The organism is Streptococcus sp. HMSC077D04 (assembly GCF_001808785.1).
In the GTDB taxonomy this organism is placed as follows: domain Bacteria; phylum Bacillota; class Bacilli; order Lactobacillales; family Streptococcaceae; genus Streptococcus; species Streptococcus mitis_BX.
Window position 1 is genome coordinate 556,118 of record NZ_KV794547.1, and the last position, 11,571, is coordinate 567,688.

The window sequence follows — 11,571 nt, forward strand, 5'->3', positions numbered from 1 at the left end:
TTTTTTGTTGTAATGTCAATCGTTACCACTTTTCAACCAGGCATCTAACTCCCTATCGTAGCCCTCTTTATGGGCCAATTCTCTCAAAAATTCCTGATTGTGAGTATGGTGGATACCATTGACCAGACTTTCATAGTAAACCTCAAAATAGGGAAGTTTGAGGTCTTTAGCCAACTGCAATTCAGCTACCACATCGTAGTCTACCCGTCGGAAGTCCATATCTACCAAGCCCTTGTCATCAAACTCCAAAATCATATACTGGGCCCGCAAGTCCTTCCGCAACTGGGCATCTAGAAAGAAAGGCTGGCCAATTGAACCCGGATTGACAATCAATTGCCCACCAGTCCCGTAACGAAGCAACTGCTGGTGAATATGACCATAAACAGCGATATCACAAGGCGGATTGGTCACCAAACGGTCAAAACCCTCTTGCGCTCCAGTATGAATCAACTCTCGCCCCCAGTTCTTATCAGGAAGATGATGGCTAATTCCTACCGTCAACCCCCCAAACTGACGATGGAGCTGGAGAGGTTGATTGTGGAGCAGTTCGATTTCTTCTAGGGAAATTTCCTCTAAAACATACTGGCACTGGCGCAAGAGATAGCGTTGGCTGGGACGAGTACTATCCAATTCCTTGCGAACACCATACCACAGACTGTCTTCCCAGTTTCCCAAAACTCTAGCCGTAATCGGTAGATCAGCCAACAAGTCCAAAATCCTTCTACGCCCTGTCCCTGGCATGAGAATGTCTCCCAGAAGCCAGTATTCATCCACTCCTAGCTGCCGAGCATCTGCCAAAACAGCCTCCAAGGCGGTGGTATTTCCATGAATATCTGAAAGAAGAGCTATTTTTGTCATTCTTTCTCCTCATTTCCTCTTATATATCTTTTTAATATTATAACAAAAAATACTGTATAATAGTTACCTTTAACCCACTCTTACTAAATCCAGAACACTACTTTTATCAAGGTAAAGACTTATCAAAAAGATGATTTCACATTACTCCTAACAAAGCATAGCAAGCACTTTTCAATGAAGAAAATTCAAAAAAATCTACAAATATCTTGAAAATTTTCACAATCATGCTATAATAATCCATAGAGACAAGTCACTTAGTCCCTTTCTACTAGAGAGTGCGTGGTTGCTGGAAACGCATAGAAAGCCTAAACTGATACTACTCTTGAGTTTTTTATGAAAACATAAAACGGTGGCCACGTTAGAGCCAATCAGAGGTGTCCCTCTTTTTTGAGGAACATAAATGAAGGTGGAACCACGTTGCGACGTCCTTTCAAGGATGTCGCTTTTTGTTTTTCTTTATTTAAGACTGCGAAATAGGGAAACACTTCTGCTTTAGAAATAATGGATAACCAATATAAGGAGAACATCATGATTAACATTACTTTCCCAGATGGCGCTGTTCGTGAATTCGAATCTGGCGTTACAACTTTTGAAATTGCCCAATCTATCAGCAATTCCCTAGCTAAAAAGGCCTTGGCTGGTAAATTCAACGGCAAACTCATCGACACTACTCGTGCTATCACTGAAGATGGAAGCATCGAAATTGTGACACCTGATCACGAAGATGCCCTTCCAATCTTGCGTCACTCAGCTGCTCACTTGTTCGCCCAAGCAGCTCGTCGTCTTTTCCCAGACATTCACTTGGGAGTTGGTCCAGCCATCGAAGACGGCTTCTACTACGATACAGACAACCAAGCTGGTCAAATCTCTAACGAAGACCTTCCTCGTATCGAAGAAGAAATGCAAAAAATTGTCAAAGAAAACTTCCCATCAATCCGTGAAGAAGTTACTAAAGACGAGGCACGTGAAATCTTCAAGAACGACCCTTACAAGTTGGAATTGATTGAAGAACACTCAGAAGACGAAGGTGGTTTGACTATCTATCGTCAAGGTGAGTATGTAGACCTCTGCCGTGGCCCTCACGTCCCATCAACAGGCCGCATCCAAATTTTCCACCTTCTCCATGTAGCAGGTGCTTACTGGCGTGGAAATAGCGACAACGCTATGATGCAACGTATCTACGGTACAGCTTGGTTTGACAAGAAAGACTTGAAAAACTACCTTCAAATGCGTGAAGAAGCTAAGGAACGCGACCACCGTAAACTCGGTAAAGAGCTTGATCTCTTCATGATTTCTCAAGAGGTTGGTCAAGGTTTGCCATTCTGGTTGCCAAATGGTGCGACTATTCGTCGTGAGTTGGAACGCTACATCGTAGACAAAGAGCTAGCTTCTGGCTACCAACACGTCTACACTCCACCACTTGCTTCTGTTGAACTTTACAAGACTTCTGGTCACTGGGATCATTACCAAGAAGACATGTTCCCAACTATGGACATGGGTGACGGGGAAGAATTTGTCCTTCGTCCAATGAACTGCCCACACCACATCCAAGTCTTTAAACACCATGTTCACTCATACCGTGAATTGCCAATCCGTATCGCTGAAATCGGTATGATGCACCGTTATGAAAAATCTGGTGCCCTGACTGGTCTTCAACGCGTGCGTGAGATGTCGCTTAACGACGGTCACCTCTTTGTGACTCCAGAACAAATCCAAGAAGAATTCCAACGCGCCCTTCAGTTGATTATCGATGTTTATGAAGACTTCAACTTGACTGAATACCGCTTCCGTCTCTCTCTTCGTGACCCTCAAGATACTCATAAGTACTTTGATAACGATGAGATGTGGGAAAATGCCCAAACTATGCTTCGTGCAGCCCTTGATGAAATGGGTGTTGACTACTTTGAAGCTGAGGGTGAAGCAGCCTTCTACGGACCAAAATTGGATATCCAAGTTAAGACAGCCCTTGGAAAAGAAGAAACACTCTCAACTATCCAGCTTGACTTCTTGCTTCCAGAACGTTTCGACCTCAAATACATCGGAGCTGATGGTGAAGAACACCGTCCAGTTATGATCCACCGTGGGGTTATCTCAACTATGGAACGCTTCACTGCTATCTTGATTGAGAACTACAAGGGTGCCTTCCCAACATGGCTTGCACCACACCAAGTAACCCTCATCCCAGTATCTAACGAAAAACACGTAGACTACGCTTGGGAAGTGGCCAAGAAACTCCGTGACCGTGGAGTTCGTGCCGATGTAGATGAGCGCAATGAAAAAATGCAGTTCAAGATTCGTGCTTCACAAACAAGCAAGATTCCTTACCAATTGATCGTTGGGGACAAGGAAATGGAAGACGGAACAGTCAACGTTCGTCGCTACGGCCAAAAAGAAACACAAACTGTCTCAGTAGATGATTTTGTTCAAGCTATCCTAGCTGATATCGCCAACAAATCACGCGTTGAGAAATAAAACAATCACAGTCTGAGAAACATTTTTCAGAGCCAGAAAAAGCAACAACTATTTCAGCTGTTGCTTTTTATATTTTATTTAATCTGAGCTAGTAGTGATTGGTCAAACCACCACACAAGATTTGCTTTCATTAGTTAGATAAGGTCAATATCCTCAATCCTTATCTGCTTCATTTTCTTTTACGAGATCTTTTTGTGAATCCTTTTCAGAGAGTTTTTGATCGATATACTTGTTAATGGTTTCATAAAATTCCTTGGTCGCTTCACTATCTAATGTTGGCGAGTTCTGAACTTGATTCACTTTCAATTGAACAGATTGAATACCGTAAGAGGCTTGTTTTTGGTGGAGTGTTTCTAATTCTTCTTCTGAAATCGGATCTCCAACAACCGTCAAGACCAATTCATTGTTACTTGACTTGTAGACTTGATTAATAACCGTATAATTGGCGAACTCTTTTCCTACAAACTGTTTGATCCCTTCTTTGCGCGCTTGTTCTATTGTCAGAGTAACTGCCGAATAGCTAGCTGGAAGAATCAACAATACAATCAAAGAAATCAAGCCAATTCTCATTTTAATGCTCAGCTCTTTAAATGAAGTTAAAGGAGATTTTCTCATCAAAATTCTTGTTCCAACAATGTTGGCTAGCATGATAAAGACACAGTTGATCAAGAAAAGATAGAGAGCCCCCAATAAAAATCGTACATTCCCATTAGCTAAACCATAGCCAGCAGTACAGATAGGCGGCATCAAAGCTGTAGCAATGGCTACTCCTGGCACGATATTGTTTGCTTCTTTTTTCCTTGAACCGATCACACCAACAATCCCACCAGCAATAGCAATGAGAACATCCCAAATGGTTGGAGAGGTTCGTGCGATCAACTCGCTACTTGCATAAGACAAGGGAGAAATCCAGAAATACAGAGTCGAGACAAGCAAACTGACCAACACTTGAGTCAATAAAACCTCTAGAGATTGCTTGATTAAACGCGTATCAAAAATAGCTAAACCGAATCCCAGTCCAACAATCGGTGTCATGAGAGGTGAAATTAACATGGCTCCAATAATAACAGCTGTTGAATTCATATTTAGACCGATAGAGGCAATAAAAATTGCACACATCAAAATCGCTGTATCTCTCAATCGAACATGAAGGTCATCGTATAATTTCTCACGGTATTCCCGTGTTGAATAATTGGCAGTCATTTGTCCTCTCCTCTTTCCTTATTTAAATCGGTATAATAATTAATAATAACAGCTGATAAACAGCCAAAAAATATGAGCCCATAAATCGTCAAGAAGACACTGGTAATCCTTCCAATCAAGGTCACAGCTAGGAGATCCCCGTAGCCGACAGTCGTCGAAGTCACAAAAGCATACCAAAGACCGTCTCCGTAATTTGTGATAGCAGGTTCAACTAGGAAAAGCACGCCTCCTGACCCAAAAACAAAGGTCACAAAACTCAGAGCAAACCGAGTAAAACCCGTAACCTGTATAATATGCCATAACATTTTTAAACGTCTCATTTGTTCTCCTTATTCATACTAGCTCCTGACCGAGCCGTTTTTTCCAATAATCAAAGTGAAGATAGGACATGATCTCCATCAGAGAAAGATAGACAAACTGATAGATCTGATTTAAGCTGATTATCAACTGATATTGTTTGAAAAATGACTGGAAGAAAGACCAGATATGACTGTCTTGAATCAGTCCCTTCTTAACATCAGACAGGATATTAGCTAAAGCTCCCAAGGACTGAAACGGTAAATCCTTGACATTTATATAGATCCGGTCCACCACATCATTCAGACTGGTATCTTGGATGGCATGAAATTCTCCAAAGAGAACTCCTGCCGCTCCAAGAGTAGAAACAAATTCCACCAAATAATTTCTGAGGAAATTTTCTCAACCTTTTCCCATAATGTGTTTAGTGCCATCCATAACGATCCCAACCAGAAAAAGGAAAGAAAACAAGCAAAGAAATTTTGCCGTAAATCCCAAAAAGCTTCAAGACTTGGTGTTGTTGGTTTTTCTAACTCTTTTCCTTGAACCGATCACACCAGCAATCCCACCAGCAATAGCAATGAGAACATCCCAAATGGTTGGAGAGGTTCGTGCGATCAACTCGCTACTTGCATAAGACAAGGGAGTAATCCAGAAATACAGAGTCGATACAAGTAAACTGACCAATACTTGAGTAAGTAAAACCCCTAGAGCTTGCTTGACTAAACGAGTGTCAAAAATAGCTAAACCTAATCCTAGTCCAACAATCGGTGTCATAAGAGGGGAAATCAGCATGGCTCCAATAATGACAGCTGTTGAATTCACATTTAGGCCGATAGAGGCAATAAAAATCGCACACATCAAAATCGCTGTATCTCTCGATCTAACATGAAGATCATCGTATAATTTTTCACGGTATTCACGTGTTGAATAATTTCCGTTCATTGGTTACTCCTTTTATTTCATATAATCTTGTTTCTGCATGGATGATGGTAGAGAGACTTCTGTCCCGTCTTACATATTTTTCTTCTCATCTGTTATTCTTTTGAGAATTATCTTTTAAGTATCCGTCAGTCCATCCTCCATATTATATCAAAAATTTTACAGTTTTTCTCTGAAGAAATCTCTCAATTGAATAGATAGATGCAGCAAGAAATTTTTGTTTCCTTATTAGAAAAAGAAAAACCGGTATCTCCTGAACCTTGATACTATGCGTTTTATTCTTTATAATTTAGCTATTTCAAAATTACAAGTTCTCCATTCTTAATTTCCCAAACTTGGTCAAACTTACTTAATAATTCGTTTTGGCGATGTAAAGTAACAATGACGGCACTTGGTAGTTCCAGAACTCTTTCCAATTCCATTTTAAACTGATTAGTATCCAAGGCAGAGAAAGGTTCGTCTAGGATAAGCAATGGATTTTTACGATTTTTCTCACGATTTAAATACATTCGTTGTTGCTGACCACCTGACAGGGATTGTGGTGGAATTTTTTCAAAATCTTCTTCTCTGAATTTTTCATTGAAACTATTGAATAGCGTTACATTATTTTCATAACTCGAAATAAATGTATGTTCTTGTTGCAGAATCATACCGAATCTTCCCCAAAGATGGTCCAAAACAAGCCCATCTAGCACAATTTGTCCTTCAAAATCTTCATCTGTTCCATTTAAAATGTTGAGAAGACTACTTTTTCCAGACCCATTCTTACCAATAAGCGCAATTTTATCCCCTTTTTGAATCGTAGCGGAAGTAATTATCAATTTTGATTCTCCCAGTTGTTTGGAAATGTTTTTCAAAGTAATCGTATCAAAAGAATGTTGAGGTGCTTGAACTGAAACGGGTCTCCCAACAATGTTTTGAAAACTCTTGATTACAGGCTTTACGGACTCTAACATTTGTAAATCATAAAGGATTTCCTGTATTGGTTCAGAAAAAGCATTAATATATCCGAAACTCGCCACCACCTCAGGAATACCGAGTTGCTGGTGAGATAGAGAGTAGGCTAAATAAATAAACAGAACAAGACTAATGAATTCAAAAGAAACACCTGTCAATAAGATGCCTGTAATTTTTGTCAAACCATACTTAAAATACTTATCCTGCAAATTCTTTAGAGAGCTCTTTTGTTGATTCAAAAAATGCGACATAGTTAGTTTATTTACCAAATGATGTCCCATGAGCAAATCCTCCAAGGTTCGATAGTAATCTCCTTGTTTTTTCAAGTAAACCTGTCTACGATTAGCGATCAACTTCCCAACGATTTTAGGAATTTGAATACTAATTCCAGTGGAAAAGATTAAAATCAGTGATACAATAGGATTAATTGTTCTGCTAATAATGAAAGCGTAAATGATGATACGTAAAATTTGTTTGATAAAACTCATCAATGGAGGAAGGTAATCCTTTTCCAACGAATCTAGGTCATTAGATTGATAGGAAATATACTCTGCTACTGTTTTCTGCTTGAAATCGTGGTGACTGAGTCCCAGAAGTGAACGAAACCACTCATTTTTCAAAGTAGTCGAAAAGATAATCCCCTGCTTCCAATCAAGTATCATTTGGATATAGTTACAACTCAAATAGCCTGCCACTGACATAGAGTAACCATATAGAGCTACTTGATAATCCCCTTTGATTAATGCCTGCGTGAAATACGGTAACAAAGCTGTGCAGATATTCGATACTACACCAAAAAGAAAATTAAAGAAGAGATACCATCTAATAGTTTTAAGATATGGTAGCATATACGATACTCCTTGCTAATGCGTTTTTTTACATATCGCAGAACAATCTCTACTATTCCCTATTTCAGATAGTGCGATACTCGGACATTGAGTGCAATAATTGTAAATCACACAAGTACTGCAGTTTTTACTATCATTCAAAATATAATTTGCTATTTTGTAAAATATAGGTCTATCCCATGTTTCTTTGATAGATGTAAAATGAATATTTCCAATACTTCTATTGAAAGTAAGCTTTTTCAGTTTTTCTAACGATTTAGGCTATTTCGTGACACACCCACAATCCGTGAAAATTCTGGTTATATCAGATTATGTGATTTTCGTAAGAATTTTATATTGTCTCCAATCATGGCAGTCTCCTTTTACTTGATAAAACTATTACAACATTTAGAAATTAAAAACTGGTTCAAAATCAATAGAATGTGTGTATTCGATACATTCAATAATTCTTTGGAAACAGTTCTACACCAGTTACACAAATCTATATACACCTATCTCATTCAAAATAAAAAGAAAGCTGCAGTTCTTTTAATCCAGTATCAACGATTCATTCTGAAATCGAATAGGAGACATTCCCCAAGTCTACAATTCACTTCATCTCAAATTAATTTTTGTAATTCACCCTTAGTTTATAGATTTTATACTCAACAAAAGTATAAAGCATACAAAACTTCACTTTGAACCAGTATTTATACTATATTCCGTATTAAAAATTCTATTATTGGTTTTGTAAAAAACAGTCTTCAAATATCCTGAAATATAGCAAAAAGAGATTGGGTAAAAACTCATTGTCTCTTCTCACTCAAGGACTAAGTTCACTTGAGCAAACTGAATCCGCACTGTCGTTCCTTTTCCGACCTCAGACTCGATACGAATCTGGTGACCTAGTTCTTCAGAAATTTTCTTAGATAGATAGAGGCCAAGTCCAGATGACTGCTGAGTTAGGCGTCCATTATATCCTGAGAAGCCACGTTCAAAGACTCGGAGGACATCACTGTTTTTTATCCCGATTCCCGTATCCTTGATACAAAGCTCTTGTCCCTCCATATAAATCTCCAGACCACCTTCCTTGGTATACTTGAGACTGTTTGAGATGATTTGCTCAATAACCACTAGCAGCCACTTTTTATCCGTCACGATTTCTTTATCAAGATCATGTAGATTGACATTTAATCCTTTTTGAATAAAGAAAAGAGCATATTTACGAATTATTTCTTTGACCAAGTCCTCAATTTGAACCTGCTTTAAGACCAAATCATCATGGAAACTTTCTAAACGCAGGTACTGTAAAACCAAGTTGGTATAGGAGTCGATCTTGAAAATTTCCTGTTCTAGCTGCTGCTTCAGTTGGCGGTCAGCTACTTCTGCAACTAAGAGTTGACTAGCTGCAATGGGTGTCTTAACCTGATGGACCCACAAGGTATAGTAATCCAGCAAATCCGTCAGTTTTCTTTCTGAATCTGACCTCTGCTGATAGAGTTCCATCTCACGCGCTTCTAATTTTTCTGCTAAAGCTATTTCCAAAGGAGATTTGGCTTCCCTCTCCCCATAGAGAATTTCCTGGCGATAGACCTGCATTTCCACCAATATGTCCCAAGTGAAAAATAAGATGGTTACAAAACAACATAGCAGGAAAAAGTAGAGAAAATAAATTCCCAAACTTGCAAATAAAAACTGAAAGAGCAAAACCAGAAACGTCAAAGAAAGCAGATAGACAAACAGACGACTACGGGAACGCAGATAGGCTAGAAAAAATTGTTTCCAATCAAGCATGCTTCAGTCCGTACCCTATCCCTTTCTTGGTCTCGATAAATCCTACCAAGCCCTGTTCTTCCAACTTTTTACGCAAACGAGCCACATTAACAGATAGGGTATTGTCATCAATGAAAAAGTCACTATTCCAAAGTTCCCGCATGAGATCGTCACGCGCTACAATATTGCCCGCATGCTCAAACAATACTCGTAAAATCTGGAATTCATTCTTGGTCAAATTCAAGACTTGCCCTTGATAATGTAAATCCATGGATTTGGTATTAAGGATAACACCAGCATATTCCAGTAAACTCTCGTCACGCCCAAACTCATAGGAACGGCGCAACAAGCCCTGAACCTTGGCTAGAAGGACCTGCTGGTCAAAAGGCTTGGTCACAAAGTCATCCGCCCCCATATTGATTGCCATGACGATATCCATAGCCTGGTCTCTCGAAGACAGAAACATGATGGGTACCTTGGAAATCTTGCGAATCTCCTGACACCAGTGATAGCCATTAAACAAGGGCAGTCCAATATCCATGAGGACCAGATGAGGTTCCGACTGGACAAAAAGACTCAAAACTTCCATAAAGTCTTCTACCAGAACCACTTCAAATCCCCATTCAGAGAGCATTTTCCCGACCTGTTGACGAATGACCTGATCATCTTCTACTAATAAAATCTTGTGCATGCGCTCCTCCTTTTCTATTATTATAACAGATTTTTCCATGTTAGAAGGTCTGAAACTGAATTTGAAAGAGCTTGTTTTTAGCCAACAAAATGAGGCAACCCTACTAGCTAATTTGAGGGAAATTTGATAAGATAAATAAAAAAGAAAGGAGCTCTAATGGCCAATATTTTTGATTATCTGAAAGATGTCGCACACGATTCCTTTTACGACCTTCCTTTGAATGAGCTAGACATTCTAGCCTTAACAGAAATCACCTATCTCTCCTTTGATAATCTGGTCTCCACAAGTCCTCTGCGACTTTTAGACTTGGCACCTCTCATTCCAAGAGAGTCTAACATGTTGACCAGTAAAAACCGCCTCCAGCTATTAGATGAACTAGCTCAACACAAGCGCTTCAAAAATTGCAAACTCTCCCATTTTATCAATGATATCGACCCTGAGCTGCAAAAACAGTTTGCGGCTATGACCTACCGCCTCACTCTCGATACCTATCTGATTGTCTTTCGTGGGACAGATGACAGTATCATTGGCTGGAAGGAAGATTTCCACCTGACCTATATGAAGGAAATTCCTGCTCAAAAGCACGCCCTTCGCTATTTAAAGAACTTTTTTGCCCGCCATCCTAAGCAAAAGGTTATTCTGGCTGGGCATTCCAAGGGAGGAAATTTAGCCATCTATGCTGCTAGCCAAATTGAGCAAAGTTTGCAGGATCAAATCACAGCAGTTTATACCTTTGATGCGCCTGGTCTCCATAAAGAACTGACACAAACCGAGGGCTATCAAAGGATAATGGATAGAACCAAGGTCTTTATCCCACAAGGGTCCATTATCGGTATGATGATGGAAATCCCTAACCACCAAATCATCGTGCACAGTACTGCCTTAGGTGGTATCGCCCAGCACGACACCTTTAGTTGGCAGATTGAGGACAAACACTTCGTCCAACTGGATAAAATCAACAGTGATAGTCAACAAGTTGACACAACCTTCAAAGAATGGGTGGCAACAGTCCCTGACGAGGAGCTTCAGCTCTACTTCGACCTCTTCTTTGGCACCATTCTAGATGCTGGGATTAGCTCCATCAATGACCTGTCATCCTTAAAGGCGCTTGAACACATTCATCATCTCTTTGTCCAAGCTCAATCCCTCACTCCAGAAGAAAGGGAAACCATGGGACGCCTCACCCAATTATTAATTGATACCCGTTACCAAGCATGGAAAAATAGATAATCCACATAAAAAACCCAACTAATCACTTGATTAGTTGGGTTTTCATTTATGAAATTGAATTCCTTTGTTTAATCTTTAATGATTAAAACATTAGTCTTCTTTTTTCTTGCGTGCCACAAGACCAAATCCGCTCAATACTCCAAGAAGTCCAAGAGCTGCTAGGCTTGAGTGATCTTCTGTACCAGTATTAGGCAATTCCTTAGCCGGTTTAGCTGGAGCTGGTTTTGATGGTTTCGCAGGTTCTGGTTTCACAGAAGGAATGATTTTTTCATAAACATGAACTGTGTCGCCATTTGGAAGTTTCTTAGTTTCTACGAAGCG

At 39.7% G+C, this 11,571-nt stretch carries 10 protein-coding genes and 3 pseudogenes; 3 read left to right on the top strand and 10 right to left on the bottom strand.

Features of this window, described 5'->3' with window-relative positions; translation table 11 throughout:
• Window positions 1-15 precede the first annotated feature (15 nt).
• A complete protein-coding gene (locus tag HMPREF2701_RS09790) occupies window positions 16-858 on the bottom strand; it encodes a metallophosphoesterase family protein (RefSeq protein ID WP_061589902.1) in 843 nt (280 codons plus the stop codon).
• Between the two features lie 283 nt (window positions 859-1,141).
• On the opposite strand from HMPREF2701_RS09790, the pseudogene HMPREF2701_RS11650 reads away from it, so the two are divergent.
• Window positions 1,142-1,335: pseudogene (locus tag HMPREF2701_RS11650) on the top strand (hypothetical protein).
• A gap of 51 nt (window positions 1,336-1,386) precedes the next feature.
• Window positions 1,387-3,330, top strand: a complete 1,944-nt coding sequence (gene thrS, locus HMPREF2701_RS09795) for a threonine--tRNA ligase (protein ID WP_070482897.1) — start codon at window positions 1,387-1,389, stop codon at window positions 3,328-3,330.
• 153 nt (window positions 3,331-3,483) lie between these two features.
• On the opposite strand, the gene HMPREF2701_RS09800 is transcribed toward thrS, so the two are convergent.
• The 8 genes and pseudogenes from HMPREF2701_RS09800 to HMPREF2701_RS09830 all read right to left on the bottom strand — a co-directional run bounded on the left by HMPREF2701_RS09800 (window position 3,484) and on the right by HMPREF2701_RS09830 (window position 10,020).
• A complete protein-coding gene (locus tag HMPREF2701_RS09800; protein ID WP_070482900.1) occupies window positions 3,484-4,533 on the bottom strand; it encodes a DUF389 domain-containing protein in 1,050 nt (349 codons plus the stop codon).
• On the bottom strand, window positions 4,530-4,853 hold the full coding sequence (locus HMPREF2701_RS09805) for a potassium channel family protein (protein WP_001253404.1): 324 nt from the start codon (window positions 4,851-4,853) through the stop codon (window positions 4,530-4,532). The genes HMPREF2701_RS09800 and HMPREF2701_RS09805 overlap by 4 nt, the downstream gene beginning before the upstream one ends.
• 13 nt (window positions 4,854-4,866) lie before the next feature.
• The gene (locus HMPREF2701_RS09810; RefSeq protein ID WP_000397556.1) at window positions 4,867-5,208 is read right to left on the bottom strand and encodes a hypothetical protein; all 342 of its coding nucleotides are present in this window, start codon (window positions 5,206-5,208) and stop codon (window positions 4,867-4,869) included.
• A pseudogene (locus tag HMPREF2701_RS11135) lies at window positions 5,133-5,366 on the bottom strand (TMEM175 family protein); the annotation flags it as partial. The pseudogene HMPREF2701_RS11135 and the gene HMPREF2701_RS09810, both read right to left, overlap by 76 nt.
• Window positions 5,365-5,775, bottom strand: a pseudogene (locus tag HMPREF2701_RS09815) (DUF389 domain-containing protein); the annotation flags it as partial. The pseudogenes HMPREF2701_RS09815 and HMPREF2701_RS11135, both read right to left, overlap by 2 nt.
• 290 nt (window positions 5,776-6,065) lie before the next feature.
• Entirely contained in the window at window positions 6,066-7,577 is a 1,512-nt protein-coding gene (locus tag HMPREF2701_RS09820) for an ATP-binding cassette domain-containing protein (RefSeq protein ID WP_061589905.1), read from the bottom strand.
• 798 nt (window positions 7,578-8,375) lie between these two features.
• Window positions 8,376-9,350 carry a HAMP domain-containing histidine kinase gene (locus HMPREF2701_RS09825; protein ID WP_070482903.1) on the bottom strand — a complete coding sequence of 325 codons (975 nt, stop codon included), beginning with the start codon at window positions 9,348-9,350 and terminating at the stop codon, window positions 8,376-8,378.
• Window positions 9,343-10,020, bottom strand: a complete 678-nt coding sequence (locus HMPREF2701_RS09830; protein WP_000548991.1) for a response regulator transcription factor — start codon at window positions 10,018-10,020, stop codon at window positions 9,343-9,345. The genes HMPREF2701_RS09825 and HMPREF2701_RS09830 overlap by 8 nt, the downstream gene beginning before the upstream one ends.
• 156 nt (window positions 10,021-10,176) lie before the next feature.
• On the opposite strand from HMPREF2701_RS09830, the gene HMPREF2701_RS09835 reads away from it, so the two are divergent.
• Entirely contained in the window at window positions 10,177-11,250 is a 1,074-nt protein-coding gene (locus HMPREF2701_RS09835) for a DUF2974 domain-containing protein (protein ID WP_061589906.1), read from the top strand.
• Window positions 11,251-11,340: 90 nt separating this feature from the next.
• On the opposite strand, the gene HMPREF2701_RS09840 is transcribed toward HMPREF2701_RS09835, so the two are convergent.
• Window positions 11,341-11,571, bottom strand: a 231-nt coding sequence (locus HMPREF2701_RS09840; protein ID WP_148129929.1) for an LPXTG cell wall anchor domain-containing protein, incomplete at its 5' end; no start/stop codon positions are given.

Coding starts and splice junctions, on each gene's coding strand:
- HMPREF2701_RS09790 (WP_061589902.1), bottom strand. CDS start 858: ATGACAAAAATAGCTCTTCTTTCAGATATTCATGGAAATACCACCGCC.
- thrS (WP_070482897.1), top strand. CDS start 1,387: ATGATTAACATTACTTTCCCAGATGGCGCTGTTCGTGAATTCGAATCT.
- HMPREF2701_RS09800 (WP_070482900.1), bottom strand. CDS start 4,533: ATGACTGCCAATTATTCAACACGGGAATACCGTGAGAAATTATACGAT.
- HMPREF2701_RS09805 (WP_001253404.1), bottom strand. CDS start 4,853: ATGAGACGTTTAAAAATGTTATGGCATATTATACAGGTTACGGGTTTT.
- HMPREF2701_RS09820 (WP_061589905.1), bottom strand. CDS start 7,577: ATGCTACCATATCTTAAAACTATTAGATGGTATCTCTTCTTTAATTTT.
- HMPREF2701_RS09825 (WP_070482903.1), bottom strand. CDS start 9,350: ATGCTTGATTGGAAACAATTTTTTCTAGCCTATCTGCGTTCCCGTAGT.
- HMPREF2701_RS09830 (WP_000548991.1), bottom strand. CDS start 10,020: ATGCACAAGATTTTATTAGTAGAAGATGATCAGGTCATTCGTCAACAG.
- HMPREF2701_RS09835 (WP_061589906.1), top strand. CDS start 10,177: ATGGCCAATATTTTTGATTATCTGAAAGATGTCGCACACGATTCCTTT.